This is a genomic window from Erwinia sorbitola, assembly GCF_009738185.1.
GTDB classification, from domain to species: Bacteria; Pseudomonadota; Gammaproteobacteria; order Enterobacterales; family Enterobacteriaceae; genus Erwinia; species Erwinia sorbitola.
In genome coordinates this window covers 1,633,307-1,658,514 of the sequence record NZ_CP046509.1, presented here as the reverse complement: position 1 = coordinate 1,658,514, position 25,208 = coordinate 1,633,307, and the positions used below count along the sequence as shown (strand labels likewise).

Annotated in this window: 29 protein-coding genes and 1 other annotated feature; of the genes, 23 read left to right on the top strand and 6 right to left on the bottom strand. The window is 53.6% G+C overall.

Annotated features, from left to right (window positions below):
• The first annotated feature begins 4 nt into the window (after nt 1-4).
• From GN242_RS07370 to GN242_RS07330, 9 genes are all read left to right on the top strand, one after another.
• Nucleotides 5-868 carry an ATP-binding protein gene (locus GN242_RS07370; RefSeq protein ID WP_156287158.1) on the top strand — a complete coding sequence of 288 codons (864 nt, stop codon included), beginning with the start codon at nt 5-7 and terminating at the stop codon, nt 866-868.
• Nucleotides 869-890: 22 nt separating this feature from the next.
• A complete protein-coding gene (locus GN242_RS07365; protein ID WP_156287157.1) occupies nt 891-1,241 on the top strand; it encodes a hypothetical protein in 351 nt (116 codons plus the stop codon).
• On the top strand, nt 1,241-1,675 hold the full coding sequence (locus GN242_RS07360) for a hypothetical protein (RefSeq protein WP_156287156.1): 435 nt from the start codon (nt 1,241-1,243) through the stop codon (nt 1,673-1,675). The genes GN242_RS07365 and GN242_RS07360 overlap by 1 nt, the downstream gene beginning before the upstream one ends.
• Nucleotides 1,676-1,697: 22 nt before the next feature.
• Nucleotides 1,698-2,054 (top strand): hypothetical protein, encoded by a 357-nt coding sequence (locus GN242_RS21645; protein ID WP_197094772.1) that lies wholly within the window; start codon nt 1,698-1,700, stop codon nt 2,052-2,054.
• Nucleotides 2,051-2,728, top strand: coding sequence for a hypothetical protein (locus tag GN242_RS07350; RefSeq protein WP_156287155.1), 678 nt, complete (start codon nt 2,051-2,053; stop codon nt 2,726-2,728). The genes GN242_RS21645 and GN242_RS07350 overlap by 4 nt, the downstream gene beginning before the upstream one ends.
• A 145-nt stretch (nt 2,729-2,873) precedes the next feature.
• A complete protein-coding gene (locus GN242_RS07345; RefSeq protein ID WP_156287154.1) occupies nt 2,874-3,281 on the top strand; it encodes a hypothetical protein in 408 nt (135 codons plus the stop codon).
• 277 nt (nt 3,282-3,558) lie between these two features.
• Nucleotides 3,559-4,089: a hypothetical protein gene (locus GN242_RS07340; protein WP_156287153.1), complete on the top strand. Its 531-nt coding sequence runs from the start codon at nt 3,559-3,561 to the stop codon at nt 4,087-4,089.
• On the top strand, nt 4,082-4,279 hold the full coding sequence (locus tag GN242_RS07335; RefSeq protein WP_156287152.1) for a hypothetical protein: 198 nt from the start codon (nt 4,082-4,084) through the stop codon (nt 4,277-4,279). Before GN242_RS07340 ends, GN242_RS07335 begins: the two co-directional genes overlap by 8 nt.
• A 160-nt stretch (nt 4,280-4,439) precedes the next feature.
• On the top strand, nt 4,440-4,913 hold the full coding sequence (locus GN242_RS07330) for a class I SAM-dependent methyltransferase (protein WP_156287151.1): 474 nt from the start codon (nt 4,440-4,442) through the stop codon (nt 4,911-4,913).
• A gap of 200 nt (nt 4,914-5,113) precedes the next feature.
• On the opposite strand, the gene GN242_RS07325 is transcribed toward GN242_RS07330, so the two are convergent.
• Nucleotides 5,114-6,295 carry a tyrosine-type recombinase/integrase gene (locus GN242_RS07325; protein WP_156287150.1) on the bottom strand — a complete coding sequence of 394 codons (1,182 nt, stop codon included), beginning with the start codon at nt 6,293-6,295 and terminating at the stop codon, nt 5,114-5,116.
• A gap of 180 nt (nt 6,296-6,475) precedes the next feature.
• On the opposite strand from GN242_RS07325, the gene sbcB reads away from it, so the two are divergent.
• Nucleotides 6,476-7,903, top strand: a complete 1,428-nt coding sequence (gene sbcB, locus GN242_RS07320) for an exodeoxyribonuclease I (RefSeq protein WP_197094771.1) — start codon at nt 6,476-6,478, stop codon at nt 7,901-7,903.
• A 58-nt stretch (nt 7,904-7,961) separates the two neighbouring features.
• Here sbcB and GN242_RS07315 read toward each other — a convergent pair whose 3' ends face one another.
• On the bottom strand, nt 7,962-9,329 hold the full coding sequence (locus GN242_RS07315) for an APC family permease (protein WP_154751623.1): 1,368 nt from the start codon (nt 9,327-9,329) through the stop codon (nt 7,962-7,964).
• Between the two features lie 172 nt (nt 9,330-9,501).
• On the opposite strand from GN242_RS07315, the gene GN242_RS07310 reads away from it, so the two are divergent.
• On the top strand, nt 9,502-9,729 hold the full coding sequence (locus GN242_RS07310; protein ID WP_154751624.1) for a hypothetical protein: 228 nt from the start codon (nt 9,502-9,504) through the stop codon (nt 9,727-9,729).
• Between the two features lie 70 nt (nt 9,730-9,799).
• On the opposite strand, the gene GN242_RS07305 is transcribed toward GN242_RS07310, so the two are convergent.
• Nucleotides 9,800-11,215: a glutamine synthetase family protein gene (locus GN242_RS07305; protein WP_156287148.1), complete on the bottom strand. Its 1,416-nt coding sequence runs from the start codon at nt 11,213-11,215 to the stop codon at nt 9,800-9,802.
• Between the two features lie 230 nt (nt 11,216-11,445).
• Here GN242_RS07305 and puuD point away from each other — a divergent pair, with 230 nt between their 5' ends.
• From puuD to GN242_RS07290, 3 genes are read left to right on the top strand one after another with little or no spacing between them, the layout of a single operon-like run.
• Nucleotides 11,446-12,210: a gamma-glutamyl-gamma-aminobutyrate hydrolase gene (gene puuD / locus GN242_RS07300; protein WP_156287147.1), complete on the top strand. Its 765-nt coding sequence runs from the start codon at nt 11,446-11,448 to the stop codon at nt 12,208-12,210.
• Nucleotides 12,207-12,764, top strand: coding sequence for an HTH-type transcriptional regulator PuuR (puuR, locus tag GN242_RS07295; RefSeq protein ID WP_156287146.1), 558 nt, complete (start codon nt 12,207-12,209; stop codon nt 12,762-12,764). The genes puuD and puuR overlap by 4 nt, the downstream gene beginning before the upstream one ends.
• Nucleotides 12,765-12,823: 59 nt before the next feature.
• Nucleotides 12,824-14,101 carry an NAD(P)/FAD-dependent oxidoreductase gene (locus GN242_RS07290; RefSeq protein WP_154751628.1) on the top strand — a complete coding sequence of 426 codons (1,278 nt, stop codon included), beginning with the start codon at nt 12,824-12,826 and terminating at the stop codon, nt 14,099-14,101.
• A 44-nt stretch (nt 14,102-14,145) separates the two neighbouring features.
• Here the strand turns inward: GN242_RS07290 and GN242_RS07285 are convergent, their stop codons facing one another.
• Nucleotides 14,146-14,973, bottom strand: a complete 828-nt coding sequence (locus tag GN242_RS07285; RefSeq protein WP_156287145.1) for an SDR family oxidoreductase — start codon at nt 14,971-14,973, stop codon at nt 14,146-14,148.
• Nucleotides 14,974-15,150: 177 nt separating this feature from the next.
• On the opposite strand from GN242_RS07285, the gene hisL reads away from it, so the two are divergent.
• The 9 genes from hisL (at nt 15,151) to hisIE (ending at nt 22,415) form a co-directional block, all read left to right on the top strand.
• The gene (hisL, locus tag GN242_RS07280) at nt 15,151-15,198 is read left to right on the top strand and encodes a his operon leader peptide (protein WP_100396937.1); all 48 of its coding nucleotides are present in this window, start codon (nt 15,151-15,153) and stop codon (nt 15,196-15,198) included.
• Nucleotides 15,174-15,296 (top strand) — a sequence feature (His leader region). (Overlaps the previous gene by 25 nt.)
• A gap of 59 nt (nt 15,297-15,355) precedes the next feature.
• On the top strand, nt 15,356-16,255 hold the full coding sequence (hisG, locus tag GN242_RS07275; RefSeq protein WP_154751630.1) for an ATP phosphoribosyltransferase: 900 nt from the start codon (nt 15,356-15,358) through the stop codon (nt 16,253-16,255).
• Between the two features lie 4 nt (nt 16,256-16,259).
• On the top strand, nt 16,260-17,567 hold the full coding sequence (gene hisD, locus GN242_RS07270; protein WP_156287144.1) for a histidinol dehydrogenase: 1,308 nt from the start codon (nt 16,260-16,262) through the stop codon (nt 17,565-17,567).
• A complete protein-coding gene (hisC, locus tag GN242_RS07265) occupies nt 17,564-18,655 on the top strand; it encodes a histidinol-phosphate transaminase (RefSeq protein WP_156287143.1) in 1,092 nt (363 codons plus the stop codon). The genes hisD and hisC overlap by 4 nt, the downstream gene beginning before the upstream one ends.
• Nucleotides 18,652-19,719, top strand: coding sequence for a bifunctional histidinol-phosphatase/imidazoleglycerol-phosphate dehydratase HisB (gene hisB, locus GN242_RS07260; protein WP_154751633.1), 1,068 nt, complete (start codon nt 18,652-18,654; stop codon nt 19,717-19,719). The genes hisC and hisB overlap by 4 nt, the downstream gene beginning before the upstream one ends.
• Nucleotides 19,719-20,309, top strand: coding sequence for an imidazole glycerol phosphate synthase subunit HisH (gene hisH / locus GN242_RS07255; protein WP_154751634.1), 591 nt, complete (start codon nt 19,719-19,721; stop codon nt 20,307-20,309). Before hisB ends, hisH begins: the two co-directional genes overlap by 1 nt.
• 5 nt (nt 20,310-20,314) lie before the next feature.
• The gene (hisA, locus tag GN242_RS07250; RefSeq protein ID WP_156287142.1) at nt 20,315-21,052 is read left to right on the top strand and encodes a 1-(5-phosphoribosyl)-5-[(5-phosphoribosylamino)methylideneamino]imidazole-4-carboxamide isomerase; all 738 of its coding nucleotides are present in this window, start codon (nt 20,315-20,317) and stop codon (nt 21,050-21,052) included.
• Nucleotides 21,034-21,810 (top strand): imidazole glycerol phosphate synthase subunit HisF, encoded by a 777-nt coding sequence (hisF, locus tag GN242_RS07245; RefSeq protein ID WP_156287141.1) that lies wholly within the window; start codon nt 21,034-21,036, stop codon nt 21,808-21,810. Before hisA ends, hisF begins: the two co-directional genes overlap by 19 nt.
• The gene (gene hisIE / locus GN242_RS07240; protein WP_156287140.1) at nt 21,804-22,415 is read left to right on the top strand and encodes a bifunctional phosphoribosyl-AMP cyclohydrolase/phosphoribosyl-ATP diphosphatase HisIE; all 612 of its coding nucleotides are present in this window, start codon (nt 21,804-21,806) and stop codon (nt 22,413-22,415) included. The genes hisF and hisIE overlap by 7 nt, the downstream gene beginning before the upstream one ends.
• A 40-nt stretch (nt 22,416-22,455) precedes the next feature.
• On the opposite strand, the gene GN242_RS07235 is transcribed toward hisIE, so the two are convergent.
• Together GN242_RS07235 and gnd are read right to left on the bottom strand one after the other, a co-directional pair.
• Nucleotides 22,456-23,469: a Wzz/FepE/Etk N-terminal domain-containing protein gene (locus GN242_RS07235; protein ID WP_156287139.1), complete on the bottom strand. Its 1,014-nt coding sequence runs from the start codon at nt 23,467-23,469 to the stop codon at nt 22,456-22,458.
• A gap of 146 nt (nt 23,470-23,615) precedes the next feature.
• Nucleotides 23,616-25,022 carry an NADP-dependent phosphogluconate dehydrogenase gene (gene gnd, locus GN242_RS07230; RefSeq protein ID WP_154751638.1) on the bottom strand — a complete coding sequence of 469 codons (1,407 nt, stop codon included), beginning with the start codon at nt 25,020-25,022 and terminating at the stop codon, nt 23,616-23,618.
• Between the last annotated feature and the right edge of the window lie 186 nt (nt 25,023-25,208).

The window sequence follows — 25,208 nt, the reverse complement described above, 5'->3', positions numbered from 1 at the left end:
TAAAATGAAATTTGAAAAAGCCATGAGAAAGAAAGCCAAGCTACGGCTGGCTCTTACCGGGCCGAGCGGGTCAGGGAAAACATACAGCGCCCTACTCATTGCCAAAGGAATTGGCGGAAAGATTGCAGTAGTTGATACCGAGAAAGGAAGCGCATCACTTTACTCTGATATTGCTGATTTCGACGTACTGGAACTGGAGCCACCATTTAGCCCTGAGCGCTTTATTGAGGCCATTAATGCAGCTGAAAAAGCTGGATACGACTGCATCGTTATAGACAGTATCACGCATGAATGGGCCGGGATTGGTGGGTGTCTGGAGCTTGTTGACACCATCGCAAAAGCAAAGTATCGCGGTAACTCTTGGTCAGCGTGGAGTGATATTAACCCACGCCATCGCGCGTTCCTTGATGCCATCCTGCGCACAAATATGCATGTAATCGCCACCATGCGAAGCAAAACGGAAACAGCCCAGGTGGAAGAGAACGGACGAAAGAAGGTAGCGAAACTCGGCATGAAGTCAGAGCAGCGCGATGGGGTCGAATATGAGTTCACTACCGTTCTCGACTTGGTGCATGAGTCGCATCACGCAAGCGCGACGAAGGATCGTACAAAGCTGTTCTCCAATGCTGATCCAGTAATTCTGTCAGAGGAAACCGGCAAGAAGCTACTTAGCTGGCTTGATTCGGGTGTAAACCCGCATGAGGAAGCACTGAAGCACTTCACAGATCTGGCAACATCAGCCCATTCAATAGAAGAGCTAAAGCCTGCGTTTGAGGAGGCGTGGCGAACACTGCGCGGCACAGAGCAACAGGCGCAGGCCAAAGATGTTTACGACATCCGTAAGGCTGAATTAGAGCAAGCCGCTTAATCCCTCCCCGGCAGGAATTCAAATGAGAGAACTCACACCTGAACAACAGGAGCATTGCGCCCGCCTGCCGGAATATCGGCGGGCATCGTACCGCTACAAAGCTTCACGAATGACTGACAGGGAGCGTCAGATTGAAAGCATAGCGTGGGACGCAGGGAGAGCATGGATGGCGCTGAAAGCCGGAGAGCCACACCCTCGCATCAACACACTGTCGGCGTCACAGCGCACAGCCAGGCTGATGACTCGTCGCTATGCAGAGCAGGCCGCATTTTACCCTCGACGCCCGGAAATCATCGTTTACGAAATGGACACCACTTATCTCGATTACCACACGCCGCATTATGGTCTCGGTGGCGCAGTAAGACAGGATTAATGATGAAGAAAATTGCAATGTACCGCCGTGGTCGCGGCGGCCCCAATGATGGACTAAAGGAAAAGGCCATCTGGCTTCTTAGCAAAGGGCCAATGACAGGGCGTCAGCTCCACATGGCAACAAAATTACCCCTCCGCAGTATTCATCGGCAACTCAATGCACAAAGACACCTCGTCAGCGCCACCGCCGAAATATCAGCGGGAGAATGGTATATCGACGAGGAAACCGGGCAGCGAGACAGGCTCTACACGCTGGTTCGAAATCCCCGGCGCATCACGTCGACAGCGGCAACGAATAAAACAATCGTCGTCAGCATTAACTCTTTGCGAGACCGTGGCGACAAACAACGCCAGGCATGTATTGAGGCGGCAGCACGTAGAGCCAGGCTGATAAAAGCTGGCTTTTGGATTACATCATCGGATTTAACTGGCTGACTGCGGTCGGCGGGAGATAGATATGAAAGCAAAATTATATGGAATTGACAGAAGCCTGCTTCACGATACGACCGATCATGATCCGTTTGTTATCGACATGGTACGAGCAGAAGATTATATGAAGCTGGAAGCGGAGGTCGCAGCGCTTCAGGGGCAGCTGCGGGCGCTGGCACGCGCAGAGGGTATCCACTTCGCAGCAAACAGGATACTAGCGGCGTGGGAGTCAGGGTTTATCGATGACACCCCCGCGATGGTGCATGACATATCCGGTGCCGTTCTTTCTGCTGTAGAGTTCCTGCCGAATGCTGATGAAGCCGAGTTCAAGCGCGACTATGCAGATGAAGTACGCGCCCGCATCCGTGCAGGAGAGCAGCCATGAGCTTTGACACCACTAATTATGCTAACCATTTACTCGCAGAGAATGAGCAACTGAGGCGTGAGCGCGACGAGCTGAAGCAACGCCTAGCAAATTCTGAGCATCAACTGCATATGGCTGAGTTGTCAAAATTTAATCTTCGAAGCCAGCGAAAGGCGCAATTCAGGAAGCGCAGAGAAGCAGAGGCCGAACTCGCGCGGCGCGATGCTGCGGCGGGTGAGCCGTTTGCATATGCATATCGCTATGCTGGTTGTGAGACGTGCGAGGGATTCCAGAACTGGCGAGATGAGCTATCAAAAGAGCGGCCAGCTGAATGGATGATTGAAACAGGTAAGGTAACAGACCTAAAAGAACTCTACACCGTCGCACAGCCTGCCGTGTTGCCGCCTGAGAAAATCATGAAAATCATGCAACATGTATGGAACGAATTTTGTGAGGACACGGGGTGCTATCCAGATGATTTTGAATATCAGAACGAACAATTGTTTTTCGATGCTGGGCGCTGGGCGATACAGGTTGCGGAGAGAATTAGCAGTCTGAATGTACAGGGGCAGAAGGTTGTTGAGTTGCCAGGCACGGAGTGTATCGGATGGCTTAAAGAAGCTATTCAGGAACACGATACTAAATGGCTTGCAGCACTCGATGCAGCTGGCGTTAAGTGGGATCGGAAGATATGAAAATTCGCATCCCAGGAAAACATGGTGGCTGGTGGTTAGCTATGTCGTGGCAGAAGAAATCAAAGTGGCAGTATTTTTCTGCGTGGATTGATGGGCCAATGCGGTCAATTTGGCTGGGTCATTTAGTAATCGAGTGGTGGTGGGCATGATTAACGAACTTATTGATCAGATCGGCGGGCGGGGGCGGCTGGAGAAACTTGTAGCGCAGTACGATGAAGAATGTTATTGCGATGTGAAAGATGATGAAGTAATTACGGCCTTACGCGCCCTGCTGACGGTGATGGATGCGTATGAAAAGCCTTTCATGTACGCAATTGCTGATTGCGACGGGAATGCACACTTTGATGATGTGTGCGTTGATAGTGACGGCGGTCTACTTGCGGGGGTGGTGGATTATTTAAATGAGCTTCGCGAAGAAGGAGATGTTGGGTATTCCGTTGTCCCTCTCTACACAATCCCGCCAGCGGCCAGCATGCCGCATGTCAGCTTTGACCCGGCGAAGCCCGGCGCGGAGACCACGGTTATTACTCACTATTCCACGCCTCAACAGTAAAACCAAATCAGCAAAACACAGTCGCTAATGCGGCTTTTTTTACGCCCAAATTACGGAGAAATCTCATGTATGCAGACATTTTAGATGAAGCAGCAGCACGTGAGCAGCATCTTGTTGAGATAGCGCTGGCTAATCGCAAAGTACCGGAGCCACCATCGCCAGTATGCCGGAACGCAGATTGTGGCGAACAGTCACAGCCGGGTACGAGCTACTGCTGTGCTGAGTGTCGCGAGGATGACGAGAAGTGGCAGAGGGCTAAATCACAGAGGGCTGTAGCATGAAGCTTATTGATATTTTGGTGAATGAGCTACCTAAGCGTGGTGGGTGGCCTGAAGGTGTTGACGAAATATGGCAGGACTACGACAGATTAATGCGGCCTGGGGTGTGGGGGTGGTTTCACGATGAGTTAAGCGAAGACCATAGACCTCAACATCATGATGCTGAGGTGAAGGTTAACAGAAAGCAATACGAAGCCGCCCTCGCAGCACAGCAGTCATCGTGGAATGGCGAGGGTTTGCCGCCAGTGGGAGCTATGTGTGAACGCTCTTGGTGCGGTGGTAACTGGTTGAGTTGTGAAATTCTGTTCATCGGCGTAGAAACCGTCGCTGTCCGTTTGTCGACCAGGGAAGTGAGTTATGGGTTAAGTGAAGTTGAATTCCGCCCTATCCGCACCGAAGCAGAGCGCAGGCGTGAGGATGCGATTGCTGAAATGGCATCCACTCCAAAGCCCTGCGGCTATGCAATTTACGATATCTGCGCTCAACTTTATGATGCTGGATATCGAAAGGGAGAGGTGAGCGATGACTGAATCAGAGAAATCATTCGAAGCTTACATGAGCGAAGAAATCACATACGCCGGGGTGACGGGGAAGCGCAGCGTTATCTGGAGTATTCCTCGCTGCGTTCTGGCCCGTGAGGTGTGGATGGATTGCATGGAGAGACAGAATGTCGCCAGAAGCTCAAAACGCGATAAACAGCACAGCCCGAGCGGCACTTAACGAATACTTCAGCAAATCAAACACTCTCACCTACCGACAGATTCTCGACAAGCACTCAACAAAAATAGCCACGCTAATCCCCGCAAATCATCGTGGCCGGGCATGGCTATGGCTTAATGTGGTTTGTCAGTCGATAGGTGGGAAGAAAGGAGATTAGATCATGAGTGAAACAACAATTTTAGACATGTGCTGCGGGTCAAGGATGTTCTGGCTTGATAAGCAAGATGACCGGGCCATTTTCTCAGACCGTCGATGTGAGGAGCATGTCCTTTGCGATGGTCGTCTTTTAAATATTTCCCCAGATGTGATCGCAGACTTCCGTCACCTTCCATTCGCCAATAATAGTTTCTCTCAAGTTGTTTTTGACCCACCACATCTTGATCGTGCTGGAGAAAATGGATGGATGCGAAAAAAGTACGGAGTGCTAGACAGGGATGGTTGGCGAGAAGATATCCGAAAGGGATTTTCCGAAGCATTTAGAGTGCTGCGTCCACAAGGCACGCTGGTATTCAAATGGAATGAAACTCAAATTCCTGTTCGGCACGTCATCGAGCTAACTGACCAAAAACCAACGATCTGGCAGCGTACTGGAAAGGGTGACAAAACTCACTGGATTCTCTTTCTCAAGTCTTAACCTCCCCCATCTATCTACCGAGGTAACTATGTCTGACACAGCCCTTATCAAAGAGGATGAGGTCATGGAGAAGTTGCATATCACATCCCGTACAACGATGTGGAACTACTGCAACAAGTACAACTTCCCCATGCCAGTTCGAACCAGGCCGAAAGCATATCTTCGCTCCGCAGTCGACTCATGGCTGCTTAACGGCGGCGTTAATCAGAAAGCCTCTTAACGTGCCAGAGCAGCTTATCGGCATGCAACTCATACCCCTTCCGCTGTTCCTCAAGCCAGTCATGCTTGTTATATACAGCCATTACCCCGCCAAGCTCATGCCCCAGCATTCTCTCTGTAACATGCGGGGCCACACCCTCTTCAGAAAGGCGCGTGACCAGGGTTCGTCTGAAATCATGCGCCCGCCAGTAGTTTAAGTCCATCCCATCTCTGACCCTCTGGATGTACCTGTTAGCTGCTGAAATAGTTATCGGCTGCTTGATGTTGGCCCCCGGAAATAGCGCCTGGTCATACGTCATCATCGCCTTTTCAAGCAAGGGCTTTATCTGCTCAAAAATAGGCCTTCTGATGATGTTACCCATTTTGCTGTGCTCTTTCGGAACAGTCCATACCAGCTCGTTCATATCGAACTCTGACCGTTCGGACAGGCGTAGTTCAGATACTCGCGCCCCCCAAAGCATCAGCATCTGATGAAGAAGCTTGTTAGATGTGGCCGCCCTGCTCCTCTCTATCGCGATCCAGATTTTCGCCAGCTCCGTATACGTCAGGACACGGCTACCCGTTTCTGACCGGGTGCCAACGTCTTTCGGAGAGATGCGCATTACAGAGCAGTTATCTATTACCTGGCGGCGGATGCACCAGCCAATAGCTGAACGCATCTGTGTGAGAAGCTGTCTCGCTCGACGTGGGTTATCCCTCTCCTGAGCAGTAAACAGATCTACCCACTGTTTTACAGATATGCCAGAGATTGAGCGCCCAGGGAAAGAATTACGGAGATTCTTCAGTAGAGTTGACTCGTATAACACCTGCGTTCTTGGCCTCAATGCCACTTTTACATAATTTTCATGCCAGTAATCCAGGCAATCAGCAACAGTCATGCTCTTATCGCCAGATTCGCTTTCGAAGTAGAGGCGCGGGTCTTTCCCGCTGTCATACATTACGCGAAGGTCGGCGGTCGTTGCTCTGGCATCCTTTAGGCTCATCGCCGGGTATCGGCCAAGACCTAATCGCTGGGCTTTCCCGCCCCATCTGTATCGATACTGAAATGTGATAACACCCCTCGGCGATATGCGAACGCTAAGACCATCAGCGTCTGCTACTTCAGGGCTTCCCGAATATGGTTTAGTATGTATGGAGCGGAGTTTAGTGTCACTGAGGGCCATAATAATTTTCTGTACGCGTGGTTTCAGGGATTCTGTACCAGTTCTGTACACAATATCGCATGGACTAAAGCGAACCGCAATGAACAATCATGAACGAACATGAACAAAGCAGGGTTTATAAGCAGGGTTGAACACTGCATTTTCAGAGAGTTAACGAACAGAAGTGAACAGAGAGAAACAGTGAAAGACACAACTAATCAACCTACGTTCCTTTTCCACGATTATGAGACCTTCGGCAAAAGTCCGTCACTGGATCGTCCCGCTCAGTTTGCCGGGATCCGCACCGATATGGATTTCAATATTATCGGCGAGCCGGAGGTGTTTTACTGCCAGCCTGCGGATGACTATCTGCCGCAGCCTGAAGCCGTGATGATTACCGGCATCACTCCGCAGATTGCACGCGCACGCGGCGTCAGCGAAGCGGAGTTTACCCATCGCATCCATCAGCTATTCAGCGAACCCAACACCTGTATTGTGGGCTATAACAACGTACGTTTTGACGATGAAGTTACCCGCAACCTGTTATATCGCAACTTTTACGACCCCTACGCCTGGAGCTGGCAGTACGGTAACAGCCGCTGGGATCTGCTCGATGTGATGCGCGCCTGCTATGCCCTGCGCCCGGATGGAATTGAATGGCCGGAAAACGACGACGGTTTGCCGAGCTTCCGTCTTGAGCACCTGACAAAAGCCAACGGCGTTGCTCATGAAAACGCCCATGATGCGATGTCAGATGTGTATGCCACTATCGCCATGGCAAAACTGGTGAAAGAGAAGCAACCACGCCTGTATGACTTCCTTTTTAGTCACCGCAATAAGCAGAAAGTGAGCGCGCTGGTTGATATTCCTCAGATGAAACCGCTGGTGCATATTTCAGGGATGTTCGGTGCCGCACGCGGCAATACCAGCTGGATTGCTCCGCTTGCCTGGCATCCGGAGAATCGCAATGCCCTGATCACCTGTGACCTTGGCGGCGATATGACACCGCTGCTGACCCTGAATGCAGATGAGCTGCGTGAGCGCCTGTATACGCCCCGCAGTGAGCTTGGGGATGCCTCGCCAGTACCGCTGAAGCTGGTACATATCAACAAGTGTCCGGTGGTCGCTCCGGCTAATACGCTGCGCCCGGAAGATGCTGAACGTATTGGCATCGACCGCCAGCGCTGCCTGGATAACCTTACCCTGCTGCGCCAGCATCCTGAAGTGCGGGAAAAAGTGGTGACTCTGTATGCCGATGCGGAACCTTTCACCCCGTCAGATGACGTTGATGCCCAGCTCTATTCGGGCTTTTTTAGCGATGCCGACCGCAACGCGATGAACATTATTCGTCAGACTGCCCCGGAAAATCTCCCGGCGCTCGATATCGCTTTTAATGATGCACGTATTGAAAAGCTGCTGTTCCGTTTCCGCGCCCGTAACTATCCCGGAACGTTGGATGATGCAGAGCAGAAACGCTGGCTACAGCATCGTCGTGAGATGCTCAACCCGGAGCGGGTACAGAGCTATGTGCAGGAGCTGGAGATGCTGTTTAATCAGTACGAAGGGGATCAGGTTAAACTGGATCAGCTGAAAGCGCTGTTTGAGTATGCACGGGAGCTGGTGTCGTAGCAGGAACAATACTATTTATTGCCCCGGGTCAGGGTTGCCCTGACCCGGGACGAACAGATTACATCAAATCTTCACTGCACTGCGGCACCGGATTACGGAAGCTGCGGGTAACAAAGGTCAGATAGATCAGGCCAATTGCCGCCCATACCAGACCGAGCACCATTGAGCTCTCTTCCAGATTCACCCACAGAGCGCCAACTGTCAGCGCGCCCAGCATCGGTAGCACCAGGAACTTGAAGTTATCTTTCAGAGTCTTGTTACGCTTTTCACGGATCCAGAACTGTGAAATCACCGACAGGTTAACAAAGGTAAACGCCACCAGCGCACCAAAGTTAATCAGCGCCGTTGCGGTCACCAGGTCAAACGACACCGATGACAGCGCAATCACGCCCACCAGCAGTACGTTCAGTGCCGGAGTACGCCATTTCGGATGGATATAACCGAAGAAACGTTCCGGGAACACCCCATCGCGCCCCATCACATACATCAGACGAGATACGCCAGCATGTGCCGCCATACCGGAAGCCAGTACGGTGATACAGGAGAAGATCAGAATGCCGAACTGGAAGGCTTTGCCTGCCACATACAGCATAATTTCCGGCTGTGACGCGTCCGGATCTTTAAAGCGCGAGATATCCGGGAAGTACAGTTGCAGGAAATACGACACCACAATAAAGATGAGGCCGCCGATCAGCGCAGTAAGGAAGATCGCTTTCGGGATAACACGCTCTGCGTCTTTAGTCTCTTCCGACAGCGAACTGATGCCGTCAAAGCCGAGGAAGGAGAAGCAGAGTATCGTTGCCCCGGTGATCATCGGTACCACATGGGCATTTTCAGACCAGAATGGTTTGCTGCTGACCAGTGTGCCAGCGCCTTCGCCGTGCGCCACACCCCAGACCACCATGGCCATAATCGCCACGATCACCACCACCTGTAGCACCACGATGACGCTGTTAAAGTTGGCAACGGTTTTGATGCCTTTGAGGTTAGAGAGGGTCATAAAGCCCACCAGTAACACCACAAAGATCCACGATGGAATACCGGGAACCAGCGCTTCCCAATAAATTTTCGCCAGTAAAATATTGATCATCGGCATAAACAGATAATCAAGCAGCGAAGACCAGCCGACCATAAAGCCGACGTGCGGGCTGATCGCTTTCTGCGCATAGGTATAGGCAGAACCCGCAGACGGGAACCGACGTACCAACTGGCCGTAGCTCAGTGCGGTAAACAGAATAGCAATCAGCGCGAATGCGTATGCGGTTGCGACGTGGCCATCGGTCAGGCCAGAAACAATGCCAAAAGTATCGAATAAGGTCATTGGCTGCATATAAGCCAGACCCATCATGACAACAGGCAATAACGTCAGCGTTTTTTTCAGTTTTGCACGCGGCTGGGCGGCTGAATTGAGGGTATCAAGCGACATGATGTAGCCTCCCCATAGCGTCAACCTTTCTGGGCTGAACCACAGGGGAGCTACGCAATGTGCGATAGCTTATCTGGAGAGGATTCTGGGAAATACAGGCAGGTGTGAAGTCGTAACCTGCTGCGGCGCCGTAGTCATCGCGCTGGCGGATCCCAGCAGACGCTGGAGTAAGATGGTGAAGCCCCATGGTTGTTGTTTCCTCAATAAAACACGTCAAAGTGTATTTAAAAGCGAATATCTATCCGGTTATGAACCGGCCTCTTTAAATGCGAAAATTGTGTTGCCTGCTTACCGACAGATAAAAAAATACCGCCGCCGGGTAAATCAGCGTCGGTTTACAGGTATCGTTTTGCAGGGCGCACATTCTGCACCAGAAAGAGGCACAATGACAAGCCCCTGAGAGCTTCAGTTACAATTAATTGATCTCAGACAGTTAGCGGGGCGTGACAGGCACGCCCGCACAGGTATTTTCAGGCGTTTTTAAACATCCAGTCGATTTCGGTCGCGGTAATCATTCGCTCAAAATGCATCAGTTCATGATGTTTGCACTGATGCCAGACAAAACCAAAACGCGTTCCCAGCAGCGTCTGTAACCCATGACTCTGTTCAAAGGTGTTAAGCGCATCGCTTTGACGAATCGGTAACGGATTCCCCTCAGCTTCATGACCGTTACCGGTTACCGCATGGAGAAGCGGCAACTGATTATCCAGCCCGTGCAGTATGCCCGCCAGAATAGCCGCCATCACCAGGTAGGGATTCGCATCGGCTCCGGCCACGCGATACTCCACGCGGTGGTTCTGCTGGTCTCCACAAGGGATACGCAGGGCCACGGTACGGTTGTTATGCCCCCAGGATGCCTGAAGCGGCACAAAAGCATCCGGCAGAAAGCGCCGATAAGAATTTACGTTCGGTGCCAGCAGCGCCATAGAAGCAGGCATCAGATCAATCATTCCGGCCAGCGCACGCTTTAACAGCGGTGAATCGCTGCCGTCGTCACAGGCAAAGGCATTATGTCCGGCAGCATCCAGCATACTGATATGCACATGCATCCCGCTGCCTGCGTACTCCTCATAAGGTTTTGCCATAAACGTGGCGCTCATGCCGTGCTGTCCGGCGACCTGTCGAACCAGGCGTTTAAGCTGAACCGCATGATCGCAGGCACTGAGCACATGGCGGGTGTGGTGCAGGTTAATTTCAAACTGCCCTGGAGATGCCTCCGCCAGAGCGCCGTCCGCCGGAATTCCCTGCACATGTGCCAGCGCATCAATATCGCCCAGCACCGCAGAGAAGTGATCCAGGTTATCGACGGAGTAAACCTGACTCTGCCTGTTTCGATCGTCGCTGCCCGGCGCACACGGCGGCTGAATATCACCTTCCGCATCGCGCTGCTTATCGACCAGATAGAACTCCAGCTCTACCGCTACCACCGGAAACAAACCTCGATTGCGCAGTCGCTGCCAGAGGTGATTAAGTACGTTTCGGGGTTCAACGTCAAAGGGAGTGCCATCTTGATTGCACATGGTCAGCAGAACCTGTGCCAGATGTTGCGGGTCAGAAGCGGACGGGGTAAGAGTGCCCTCCACCGGCATACAGATATTATCGGGTTCGCCAAGCGCCTGGCCCAGCCCCGCCTCTTCAACGGTGTTGCCCAGAATATCCATGGCGAACACAGATGCCGGGAAATAACAGCCTTTATCAAGCTTTGCCAGGCTGGCGATGGGGATACGTTTACCGCGAAACACCCCGTTTAAATCATTAAGAAGAATATCGGCATATTGCGTTTCAGGATGGCGTTCCAGATAAGCTTTCACTTCATTCCGGAACGCGCTGGTTCGTTTCTCTTCACTGTGTCGCGTGAAGTCTTCTACTTCCACGATGTTTGTCATGAAGCCACCCGGGACTCTGTTGAGGTCATTAAGCGCTGCTCAAAATAACAGCCACTCTCTTAACATAGCGCCAACACAAAAAGTGTGCAAATGTTACAGGATGCTTTGTTTTTGCCCTTATTGCGTTTGAATATTAATCAACTGATTGCTAGATTGAAATTATATTGCACAGTTAGCCGCCATTCTGGCGTCTTCTGGTTGATATATTGACCAGCGACAGGGGGGAAGAGATGGGCATTATTTTTGACAAGCCATTGATTGGCGTGGTGATGTGCCAGATTGATAAAGGCGGCCATCCGACTCAGATGGTGCATAACAAATATCTCGACGCGATTCTCTCTGGTGGCGGTATTCCGCTGGCGCTTCCCCACGGACTGATGTCCGCTCCTCATCTATTAGAAAATGCTATGACGGTACTGGATGGCATCCTGCTTACCGGCAGCCCCAGCAATATCGAACCTCACCACTACGGTGAAAGCGGTAGCGAGGCGCTGGCCGATCCCGGGCGCGATGCGCTCTCTTTTGCCCTGATCCGCTATGCGCTGGATCGCCAGATGCCACTGCTGGCCATTTGCCGTGGTTTACAGGAACTGGTGGTAGCCACTGGCGGCACGCTGCATCGCCAGCTGCACCAGGTTCCGGGTTTGCAGGAGCATCGTGAAGACGAAGAGCTGTTGCTGGATCAGCAGTATGCCCCGGCCCATGAGGTGTGGGTGGAACCTGGCGGCCTGCTGGCACCGCTGGTCAATGATTGCGAGAAATTCTGGGTGAACTCCCTGCATCAGCAGGGTATCCGCACAACAGGGGATGACCTGCGCATTGAGGCGCGCGCCGGAGACGGGCTGATCGAAGCCGTCAGCCACCGTCAGCACCCGTTTGCCCTTGCGGTACAGTGGCATCCGGAATGGCACAGCACCACTTCCGCCCTCTCACGCCAGCTGTTTGAAGGGTTTATCGCCGCCTGTCGTTCGGTGAAAAAGGAAGCCCGGCCATGAGCGAAACCATGCTGGCACCCGGGCGGCGCTTATCAGAGCTACGGCAGCAGATGGGATTATCACAAAGGCGCGTGGCGGAACTGTCCGGCCTGACGCACAGCGCTATCAGCACCATCGAACAGGATAAAGTCAGCCCGGCGGTCAGCACGCTGCAAAAACTGCTTAAGGTATACGGCCTGTCACTGTCCGAATTTTTTGCCGAAAAGGCGCTGGATGAGACGCCAAAGGTGGTAATTGATGCTCATGAGCTGATCGACATCGGCAGCCAGGGGGTTTCGCTGCGGCTGATCCACAACGGCAACCCCCAGCGGACGCTGGCGATGCTGCTGGAAAGCTACGAGCCGGGTGCCACCACCGGCGAAAAAATTCGTCATCAGGGGGAAGAGACCGGCACCGTGCTGGAGGGAGAAATTATTCTTACCATCAGCGGCCAGAGCTTCCCGCTATACGCCGGGCAGAGCTACGTGATCGACACCGGCAAACCGCACAGCTTTACCAATTCATCGGCCCGGCCCTGCCGCATTATCAGCGCTCATACTCCAGCCACGTTCTGACAAGCGGATTATCACGCGGGAGGAGTTTTTCCCCTTCCCCTGCGCCAGAGGAATAAAGTATGGAACATATCAACAGCTATTATGCCGCAACCACTAATCCGCACGATCCCTGGCCGCAGCTGGAAGGGAGTATTGAGTGTGATGTCTGCATTATTGGCGGGGGCTTCACCGGATTATCTTCCGCGCTGTTCCTCACCGAGGCAGGCTACGACGTAGTGCTGCTGGAGGCGGCGCGCATTGGCTTTGGTGCCAGCGGGCGTAACGGCGGCCAGGTAGTGAACTCCTACAGCCGCGATGTTGATGTCATTGAACAACGCTACGGCAAAGAGACGGCGCGCCTGCTTGGCAGCATGATGTTTGAAGGGGCGACGATCATACGCGATCGCATCGATCGCTATGCGATTAACTGCGACTATCGTCAGGGCGGTATTTTTGCCGCACTGAATCAGCGCCAGATGCAGCATCTGACCACCCAGCACGGCTTATGGCAGCGCTACGGCAATCACGATGTGGAGCTGCTCGATCAGAGCGGTATCCGGCGCGAAGTGGGAACTGAGCGCTACGTGGGCGGGCTTTTGGATAAGCGTGGCGGCCATCTGCATCCGCTGAATCTGGCTTTGGGTGAAGCCGAAGCCATTCGTCGTCACGGCGGACGCATCTATGAAAACTCAGCGGCAACCGCAGTGAATTATGGTACCCCGCATCGGGTGCGTACGGCACGCGGCGAGGTGAGCGCCCGCTTTGTGATCTTTGCCGGTAATGCCTATCTCGCTCCTCATCTTGAACCACGGCTGGCGAGAAAAAGCCTGCCCTGCGGCTCGCAAATCGTCGCCACTGAACCCCTTTCAGCGGACAAGGCGCTGTCGCTGCTGCCTAATAATCGCTGTGTAGAAGACTGTAACTATCTGCTGGATTACTTCCGTCTGACCGCCGATAACCGCCTGTTATATGGGGGTGGCGTGATCTACGGGGCGCGGGATCCGGGGGATATCGATGCGCTTATTCGCCCTAAACTGCTGAAAACCTTCCCGCAGCTGGCTGGCATCAAATTTGACTATGCGTGGAGCGGTAACTTTCTGCTGACCCTGTCACGGATGCCGCAGTTCGGACGCCTTGAGAACGGTGTGTACTATATGCAGGGTGACAGCGGCCACGGAGTGACCTGCACTCATCTGGCCGGGAAGCTGATTGCGGAAGCGATGCGCGGCGATGCGGAGCGCTTTGATGCCTTCGCCACGCTTCCGCACCTGCCCTTCCCCGGCGGACGTCGCCTGCGCGTTCCGCTTACCGCCATTGGTGCGGCGTGGTATGCACTCAGGGATCGGCTGGGCGTATAGCCCCGTGTGACAGACGGGCGAGGCATTGCCTCGCCCTGAAGCTATTATGACAGCGGCATCCGGGTAGGATCGGGGTAGCGGTATTCAAAACCCAGCTCGCGGGTTATTTTACTGCCATCAATCAGCTTGCCGCTCTCTTTCTCATTATCGCTCAGGAAGGTGGGCGGCGTCAGGCCCAGCTGGCGGGCAACCTGCGGGTAGAACTGATTGCGCGCCGGGTGCTGCGGAGCACTCAGATTATAAATATGCCCGCCTTTCGGCGTCTGTAACAGCAGGCTGATCGCTTCAATCACATCATCAAGATGCACCAGGTTAACGCCCTGATTGCCGTGGGCAAGATCGCTTTTTCCGGCAAGGAAACGCCCAGGATGGCGATGAGGGCCGACCAGCCCCGCAAGACGCAGAATATCCACCGAGGTATTCGGCAAATTGTGAAGCCAGCTTTCCAGCGTCTGTAATATCTGCCCCGCCACGCTGACCGGCTCCAGTACACTGCTCTCTTTAACTATGCCGCTGCGCTCACCATAAACAGAGGTTGAGCTGGTAAAAATAATGCGCGGCACGTTAAATGCCAGCGCACTATCCACCAGCTGCTGTACCGCAAGCAGGTAATTTTCACCCCCGGATGCAGTGCGGCTGGCGGGCAGGGTTACCACCAGCGCATCGACACTGAGCAGCGCCTCGAGATCCTCAGCCCCACAGTTCAGTTCGGGCGTCAGCTCAAGCAGATAAGCATCAATGCCGCAGCTGCGTGCAGCATTGACCCCATCGGGTGTGGTTTTGCTGCCGGTAACCTGCCAGCCAGCTCCCGCCAGTGACATTGCCAGCGGCATCCCCAGCCACCCCAGGCCAACAATAGCGACTCGTTTCATCCCTCAGCTCCTGTTTACGCAGACATTATGCCCTCAGGCTACGCCAGCCCTCTGCTGCTGACAACCGACAGTTGATAAGAGAATTTGTTAGCAATAACAAAAAAGTGTTGCACCTCACGCTTATTCTCGTTAGGTTATTTAGCACGTAATGAATAATCATTCATCCAAGAGAATTTTATGACACGCGTTCAGTTCAACCACCATCATCACCATCACCCTGACTAGTCTTTCAGGCGATGTGTGCTGGGAGACGATCAGGATCTTCCAGTGGTGCAGAACGCAAACTAAGCCCCCGGAAGATCGCCTTCCGGGGGCTTTTTTTATGCCCGGAGATCGGAACAACGCGGAACAACATTCAGACAGGAAAAAAGGATAACTACCGATGTTAGATAACACCCGTTTACGCATAGCTATGCAGAAATCAGGCCGTTTAAGCGATGAATCACGCGAATTGCTCGCTCGCTGCGGTATTAAAATCAACCTTCAGCAGCAGCGCCTGATTGCCTTCGCAGAGAACATGCCGATTGATATCTTGCGGGTGCGCGATGACGATATCCCTGGCCTGGTAATGGACGGCGTAGTCGATCTCGGCATTATCGGTGAAAACGTGCTGGAAGAGGAGCTGTTGAACCGCCGCGCTCAGGGCGAAGACCCGCGTTACTTTACCCTGCGCCGCCTTGATTTCGGTGGCTGCCGCCTGTCGCTGGCGATGAATGTTGATGATGAATACACCGGGCCACAGTGTTTACAAAACACCCGTATTGCCACCTCTTATCCGCACCTGCTGAAAAAGTATCTCGACAAGCAGGGCGTGAATTTCAAATCCTGCCTGCTGAACGGTTCCGTTGAAGTGGCACCCCGTGCAGGGCTGGCGGATGCGATTTGTGACCTGGTTTCTACCGGTGCCACCCTTGAAGCTAACGGCCTGCGTGAAGTAGAAGTGATTTACCGCTCTAAAGCCTGCCTGATCCAGCGTGATGGCGAAATGCCTGCCGCCAAGCAGGAGCTGATCGACAAACTGATGACGCGTATCCAGGGTGTGATCCAGGCGCGTGAATCTAAATACATTATGCTGCACGCCCCAAGCGAACGTCTGGACGATATTATCGCCCTGCTGCCAGGTGCCGAGCGCCCTACCGTACTGCCGCTGGCCGGTGATAAGAGCCGCGTAGCGATGCATATGGTCAGTAGCGAAACCCTGTTCTGGGAAACGATGGAAAAACTGAAAGAACTCGGTGCCAGTTCGATTCTGGTACTGCCTATTGAGAAGATGATGGAGTAATTCGATGGCGACCCTGATGACCCCCATTGCCTGGCAGGATTGTAGTGCCGAACAACAACAGGCCCTCCTGCTGCGTCCAGCGCTTGAAGCCTCAGAGAGCATCAGTGCTACCGTGCGAGATATTCTCGACAAGGTTTTGAGTGAAGGTGACGATGCGCTGCGCTACTACAGTGCAACCTTCGACAAGACCCAGGTTGATGCGCTGCGTGTCAGCGAACAGCAGATCACCGACGCCTGTGCGCGTCTCGGTGACGAGATCAAACAGGCGATGGCCGTTGCGGTCGCCAATATTGATAAATTCCATATCGCCCAGCAGCTTCCGGCGGTCGATATCGAAACGCAGCCTGGCGTGCGCTGCCAGCAGGTCACACGCCCGGTGGCGTCCGTCGGCCTCTATATTCCTGGCGGTTCAGCGCCGCTATTCTCCACGGTACTGATGCTGGCTACCCCGGCGCGTATTGCGGGCTGCGGCCGTGTGGTGCTCTGCTCCCCGCCGCCGATTGCTGATGAAATTTTGTATGCGGCGCGTCTGTGCGGCGTACAGGAAGTGTTTCAGGTGGGCGGTGCGCAGGCGATTGCCGCGCTGGCCTTCGGTACCGAATCCGTGCCTAAAGTGGTTAAAATTTTCGGGCCAGGCAATGCTTACGTTACCGAAGCCAAACGCCAGGTAAGCCAGCGCATTGACGGCGCAGCAATTGATATGCCAGCCGGCCCGTCTGAAGTGTTAGTGATCGCCGATGAAGGAGCCACGCCGGACTTCGTGGCCTCCGATCTGCTGTCACAGGCAGAACACGGCCCGGATTCGCAGGTTATTTTACTGACGCCATCCTCAACCATGGCGCAGGCCGTTGCCGCCGCCGTTGAGCGCCAGCTGGCCGAACTGCCGCGTGCTGCCACCGCCGCGAAAGCGCTGGAGAGCAGCCGCCTGATTGTCACGCGTGACCTGCAACAGTGCGTGGAGATCAGCAACCGCTACGGGCCGGAGCATCTGATTATTCAGACCCGCCAGGCACGCGACCTGATCGACAGCATCACCAGCGCCGGTTCGGTGTTTCTGGGTGACTGGTCACCGGAATCAGCGGGTGATTATGCTTCAGGAACCAACCACGTACTGCCGACCTATGGTTATACGGCAACCTGTTCCAGCCTCGGTCTGGCGGATTTCCAGAAGCGTATGACCGTGCAGGAACTGACGCCGCAGGGCTTTATGGGGCTGGCTGCCACCATTGAAACCCTGGCCGCTGCTGAACTGCTTGATGCTCACAAAAATGCCGTTACCCTGCGCGTTGCCGCACTGAAGGAGAAGCCATGAGCAGCAAAATTGAAGAGCTGGCCCGCGCCAACGTGCGCGCTCTGACACCCTACCAGTCGGCACGCCGCCTCGGGGGCAACGGCGATGTATGGCTTAACGCCAATGAGTATCCGCTGGCGGTGCCTTTTGAGCTCAGTCAGCAGACCTTGAATCGCTATCCGGAATGTCAGCCAAAGCGGGTGATTGAGCGCTACGCCGCCTACGCCGGACTGACGCCGGATCAGGTGCTGGTCAGCCGCGGTGCCGATGAAGGCATCGAGCTGCTGATGCGTGCCTTCTGTGAGCCGGGTAAAGACGCGGTGCTGTTCTGCCCGCCTACCTACGGCATGTACAGCGTCAGCGCTGAAACCATCGGCATTGAGTACCGTACGGTGGAAGCTCGCGACGACTGGCAGCTTAATCTTCCGGCCATCGCGGATCAGCTGGAGGGGGTAAAGCTGGTGTACGTGTGCAGCCCGAACAATCCGACCGGCAATCTGATCAACCCGGAAGATATCCGTCAGCTGCTGGAGATGACCCGTGGTAAAGCGCTGGTAGTTGCCGATGAAGCCTATATCGAATTCTGCCCGCAGGCCTCACTGACCGGCTGGCTGCAAGAGTATCCGCACCTGGTGGTGCTGCGTACCCTCTCCAAAGCTTTTGCGCTGGCGGGCCTGCGCTGCGGATTTACCCTCGCTAACGCCGAAGTGATCGCGCTGCTGATGAAGGTGATTGCCCCTTATCCTCTCTCCACGCCGGTAGCAGATATTGCAGGCCAGGCGCTGAGTGACCAGGGTATCGCTCTGATGCGTGAGCACGTCAGCCAGCTGGTCGCCACCCGCGATCGCTTGATCGCCGAACTGCGGACTTTAGACTGTGTCGAGCAGGTATTTTCCAGCGACACCAACTATATTCTGGCGCGCTTTACAGCATCCAGTCAGGTATTTAAAACGTTATGGGATCAGGGCATTATTCTGCGCGACCAGAATAAGCAGCCTGGTCTGGCCGGATGCCTGCGCATCTCTATCGGCACCCCTGAAGAGTGCGAGCGCACCGTTGCCGCATTGAAATTACTACCCGGTTCACCCGTTTCTCAGGAGCAAGCATGAGTCAGAAAGTCCTTTTTATCGATCGCGATGGCACCCTCATTTCTGAGCCGCCAGAAGATTTTCAGGTAGACCGCATGGATAAACTGGCCTTCGAGCCTGACGTCATCCCTGCCCTGCTGTCGTTACAGAGAGCAGGCTATCAGCTGGTGATGATCACCAACCAGGATGGGCTGGGAACCAGCAGCTTCCCGCAGGACGATTTTGACGGCCCGCACAATCTGATGATGCAGATCCTCAGCTCGCAGGGCGTGAACTTCAGCGATATCCTGATTTGCCCGCATCTGCCGGAAGATCACTGTGACTGCCGTAAACCCAAAACCAAAATGGTTGAAGCCTGGCTGGCCGAAGGCGCAATTGATACCGCTAACAGCTATGTTATTGGTGACCGCGCCACCGATGTGCAACTGGCCAGTAATATGGGCATCAGCGGCCTGCTGTACGGCAAGGATGGTCTGAGCTGGAACGCTATTGAGCAGCAGCTGACCAGGCGTGACCGCTATGCTCTGGTGCAGCGCAACACCAAAGAGACGCAGATTAAGGTCGAGGTGTGGCTGGATCGCGAAGGCGAAAGCAAGATTAATACCGGGGTGGGTTTCTTCGACCATATGCTCGATCAGATCTGCACCCACGGCGGCTTCCGTATGAATATCGACGTGAAAGGCGATCTCTATATTGACGATCACCACACCGTAGAAGATACCGGTCTGGCGCTGGGCGAGGCGTTACTGAAAGCGCTGGGCGATAAACGCGGTATTGGCCGCTTCGGCTTTGTACTGCCAATGGACGAATGCCTGGCCCGCTGTGCGCTGGATATCTCTGGCCGTCCGCACCTGGAATACAAAGCAGAATTCAGCTATCAGCGCGTGGGTGACCTGAGTACCGAGATGGTCGAGCACTTCTTCAGCTCCCTCTCTTACACCATGGCCAGCACCATTCACCTGCGCACCAAAGGTAAAAACGACCATCACCGTGTTGAAAGCCTGTTTAAAGCTTTTGGCCGTACGCTGCGTCAGGCGATCCGCGTGGAGGGTAACACCCTGCCCAGCTCAAAAGGGGTGCTGTAATGGATGTAGTGATCCTCGATACTGGCTGCGCCAACCTGTCGTCGGTGAAGTGGGCCGTGCAGCGCCTCGGCTATGATCCGGTAGTCAGCAAAGAAGCGGATATCGTGCTGAACGCCGATAAGCTGTTTTTGCCGGGCGTCGGCACCGCGCAGGCAGCGATGGATCAGCTGCGCGAGCGTGAGCTGATTGAGCTGATTAAAGCCTGTACGCAGCCGGTGCTCGGCATCTGCCTCGGTATGCAGCTGCTCGGCAGCGGCAGTGATGAGAACGGCGGCATAGCGACTCTTAATATCATCGATCAGCCGGTGCAGCGCATGACCGACCACGGCCTGCCGCTGCCGCATATGGGCTGGAATCAGATCACCTCACAGGCGGGTAATCATCTGTTTCGCGGGATTGAAGACGGAACCTATTTCTACTTCGTCCACGGCTATGCCATGCCGGTAAATGAATTCACTATTGCCCAGTGCAATTACGGTGAACCTTTTACCGCTGCGGTGCAGAAAGATAACTTCTTTGGCGTGCAGTTCCACCCGGAGCGTTCCGGTGCCGCTGGTGCGCAGCTGCTGAAAAATTTCCTGGAGATGTAACCGGCATGATTATCCCGGCATTAGATTTGATTGATGGCAAGGTGGTGCGTCTGCATCAGGGCGATTACGGCCAGCAGCGCGACTACGGCAGCGATCCGCTGCCGCGATTACAGGATTATGAAGCGCAGGGGGCACAGGTGCTGCATCTGGTCGATCTGACCGGGGCGAAAGATCCGGCCGCACGCCAGATCCCCCTGCTGACCAAACTGCTGGCGGGCGTCAGCGTGCCGGTACAGGTTGGCGGCGGCATCCGTACGAAAGACGACGTGGAAGCACTGCTGAAAGCCGGTGCCACCCGCGTGGTGGTAGGTTCAACGGCGGTGAAGCAGCCGGAAGAAGTACAGCAGTGGTTTAAACAGTACGGTGCTGAAGCTATTGTACTGGCCCTCGACGTGCGCATTGACGCCAGCAACCGCAAAGAAGTGGCTATCAGCGGCTGGCAGGAAGCCAGCGGTATCACGCTGGAAGAGGTGATTGAGCAGTTTTTACCGTTCGGCCTGAAACACGTACTGTGCACCGATATTTCGCGTGATGGTACGCTCAGTGGATCGAACGTGGAGCTGTATCGTGAAGTGTCCGCGCGCTACCCGACCATTGCCTTCCAGTCCTCGGGCGGTATCGGATCCCTGGCTGATATTGCCGCCCTGCGCGGCTGTGGCGCACAGGGCGTGATCGTCGGTCGCGCTCTGCTGGAAGATAAATTCACCGTATCGGAGGCTATTTCATGCTGGCAAAACGGATAATCCCCTGCCTGGACGTGCGTGACGGCCAGGTCGTTAAAGGAGTGCAGTTCCGCAATCACGAAATCATCGGTGATATTGTTCCGCTGGCGCAGCGTTATGCGGAAGAAGGCGCAGACGAACTGGTGTTTTATGATATCACCGCCTCAAGCGATGGACGCGTGGTGGATAAAAGCTGGATCTCACGGGTAGCAGAAGTGATTGATATTCCCTTCTGCGTGGCGGGTGGGATTAAGTCGGTTGAAGATGCCGCCCTGCTGCTCTCCTTCGGCGCGGATAAAATTTCCATTAACTCCCCGGCGCTGGCTGATCCGGAGTTAATCACCCGCCTGGCCGATCGCTTTGGCGTGCAGTGCATCGTAGTAGGGATTGATACCTGGTATGACAGTGCCAGCGGGAAATACCATGTTAATCAGTATACCGGCGATGAGAGCCGGACCCGCATCACCACATGGGAAACCCTCGACTGGGTGGAAGAAGTGCAAAAGCGTGGAGCAGGTGAAATTGTTCTGAATATGATGAACCAGGACGGCGTACGCAATGGTTACGACCTGGTACAACTGCAAAAAGTGCGTGCACGCTGTAAAGTACCGCTGATTGCTTCAGGTGGTGCAGGCACCATGGAACATTTCCATGAAGCCTTCCGCGACGCCGACGTAGACGGCGCACTGGCGGCTTCGGTATTCCATAAACAGATTATTAATATCGGTGAGCTGAAACGCTTTCTGGTTGAAAAAGGTGTGGAGATTCGCGTGTGTTAACAGAACAACAGCTATCCCGGCTAGACTGGGTGAAAACCGATGGGATGATGCCCGCTATCGTACAGCACGCTGTCTCAGGTGAAGTACTGATGCACGGTTATATGAATCAGGAAGCACTGGCGAAAACGCTGGAAAGTGGCAAAGTCACCTTCTGGTCTCGTACCAAACAGCGCCTGTGGACTAAGGGCGAGACATCAGAGCACTTTCTGAATGTGGTCAGCATTACGCCGGACTGCGATAACGACACGCTGCTGGTGCTGGTGAATCCCGTTGGCCCGACCTGCCATCTCGGCACCTCAAGTTGCTTCTCACCCGCGGCGTCAGACTGGTCGTTTCTCTATCAGCTGGAGCAGATTCTGGCAGAGCGTAAACATGCCGACCCGAAAAGTTCGTATACCGCCAGTCTGTATGCCAGCGGCACCAAGCGTATCGCTCAAAAGGTGGGAGAGGAAGGCGTTGAGACCGCACTGGCAGCCACGGTAAACGATCGCCATGAGCTGACCAATGAAGCCTCCGATCTTATCTACCATCTGCTGGTTCTGCTACAGGATCAGGATCTGAACCTGTCAACGGTGATTGAGAACCTGCGCCAGCGTCATAAGTAAGCCTTTCTGCTTTCCAGGCCGGGGTGATCCGGCCTGATTTCTACTCTTCTCTCTTACGTTGCGAATATGCCGTTGCCACATTACGCCCGAGCACAATTGCAGAACCCAAAACGCCACCGATAATAGCCGCCAGCAATAGCATCACAGATTTTCGCGCGCTAACAGGCGCTGCGGGTAGATCAGGCTCGGCAATATAAGTGAACGGCTGTAAATTTCCCGCATCAGGTTTTAACTGAGAAATGGCCAACAGCTGCGCCTGCGTAACGTAATAATCGCTATCGAGAACCAGCGGCTTATTTGACTGATTAGCAATCATGGCGCTCAGTGCATCGCTACCCAACAGATAGAGCGTATCATCTGACAGGTTTTCCGCCTGAGTCAGCTGAGATCGGGATAAATTTGACGCTTCGGCAATTTTCAGCGCATAGCGGATAACTTCGAGACGATGCTCATTACGTTGCACAGCCATTTTTTGCTGTGCCAGCAGCGACGCCGTCAGCTCGTCTATTTTCTCCCTGATAGTGCCTTGAATTTCAGCCTGATAATCGTCGACCATTTTTGTATTCACCTGCTGGATAAAACCTGATAGCTGCGCCTGTGCGTGGCTGGCTGAATCCGCTGTGACAGAGACACTTATGGGAAAGCTCGATGTCTTATCTAACAGGGTAATACTCGCATTGCTGCTGTTGGGTGAAGCCAGGGTAGCAGAGAAGCGACTGAACATATTTTGCTGTAAAAACACAGGTGAAAATTGAACCGGAGGAGCCTGGTCACTGTTATTACCATTGCCGCTCTTACCGGCGATAAAGAGCTGATTTAATATGCCACTGTAATAGGCCATTTGTGCCGCATCGGGCTGCGTCAGAATTGCGGTTGACTTCCATTGCGGTTTTTTCGTTGCAAGATGCACTCCGGCAGCAGCAAGTGCAATAACCATCGCGGCAATGATGATCCATTTACCCTGCCATAACTGGAAAATAACATCTAACAAATCCAGTTCATTACGATCTAACGACTCACGTTGTTCAGAATTAATATTATTTTTTTGATTCATGATTGCTCAACTTGAAAAAACCAGCTCAGTTTTTAAGATTATTCGTGCAAAAGGTAGTAGAGCCGCTAGCGAAACGCCAGAAGGATTGTCTTAAAATCAGGAGGGGGTGGCAGAAAATACCCCCCGCGATGCGGGGGGAGAGTGGCTTAGTCCAGCCATTCGGTGTGGAACACACCGTCTTTATCAGTACGCTTATAAGTATGCGCACCAAAGTAGTCACGCTGCGCCTGAATCAGGTTCGCTGGCAGTACCGCAGAACGGTAGCTGTCGTAATAAGCGATGGCAGCAGAGAAGGTTGGAGTTGGAATACCATTCTGAACAGCATAGGCAACCACATCACGCAGCGCCTGCTGATACTCATCAGCGATATTTTTGAAGTAAGGTGCCAGCAGCAGGTTAGCAATGTCGGCATTATCAGCGTAAGCATCAGTGATTTTCTGCAGGAACTGAGCGCGGATGATACAACCGGCGCGGAAAATCTTAGCAATTTCACCGTAATGCAGGTTCCAGTTGTTCTCAGTAGAGGCAGCTTTCAGCTGTGAGAAGCCCTGAGCGTAAGAAACAATTTTACCCAGGTAGAGTGCACGACGAACTTTCTCAACAAATTCAGCTTTGTCACCTTCAACAGTCTGAACCTTAGGACCGCTCAACACTTTAGAGGCCGCAACGCGCTGAGTTTTCAGTGAAGAGAGGTAACGGGCAAATACTGACTCAGTGATCAGCGACAGCGGCTCACCGAGATCCAGAGAGCTCTGGCTGGTCCATTTGCCGGTGCCTTTGTTGGCCGCTTCATCAAGGATCACATCAACCAGATAGTTACCTTCTTCATCTTTCTTAGTGAAGATATCTTTGGTGATGTCGATCAGATAGCTGCTCAGTTCACCTTCGTTCCACTCACTAAAGGTTTTAGCCAGCTCGTCGTTGCTCAGATTCAGCGCGCCTTTCAGCAGTGAGTAGGCTTCTGCAATCAGCTGCATGTCGCCATATTCGATACCGTTATGCACCATCTTCACATAGTGACCCGCACCGTCCGGACCCATATAGGCAACACAGGCTTCGCCTTCAGCAACAGCGGCGATTTCAGTCAGGATTGGCGCAACCAGCTCGTAAGCTTCTTTCTGGCCGCCAGGCATGATAGATGGGCCTTTCAGTGCGCCCTCTTCCCCGCCAGATACGCCGGTACCGATGAAGTTAAAGCCCTGCGCAGAGAGTTCGCGGTTACGGCGAATGGTGTCTTTGTAGAAGGTGTTACCACCGTCGATCAGGATATCGCCTTTATCGAGGTGAGGAGTCAGAGAGGCGATGGTTTTATCGGTTGCTTCACCAGCCTGCACCATCAAAAGGATACGACGAGGTTTTTCCAGAGAGTCAACAAACTCCTCAATGCTGTAGTGAGGAACCAGCTTCTTACCTGGGTTCTCTGCGACTACTTCATCGGTTTTTTCACGCGAGCGGTTGAAGATAGAAACTGTGTAGCCACGGCTCTCAATATTGAGTGCCAGATTACGGCCCATTACAGCCATACCTACAACGCCGATCTGTTGCTTGGACATACCTACTCCTGTCTAGGTGAGAAAACCAGCAGTTCTACGACTGCGGTTAATGTTCCAGACATGTTAACTCAGGTTTATGTGATGAGGGTAGTGATTGGTGCGATAGCTTGCTAAGTGAATTCTGATAGTTCCAGTAACGACATAAACAGCAGGGATATCGCTGATAAAATCATCACTACCCGCCAG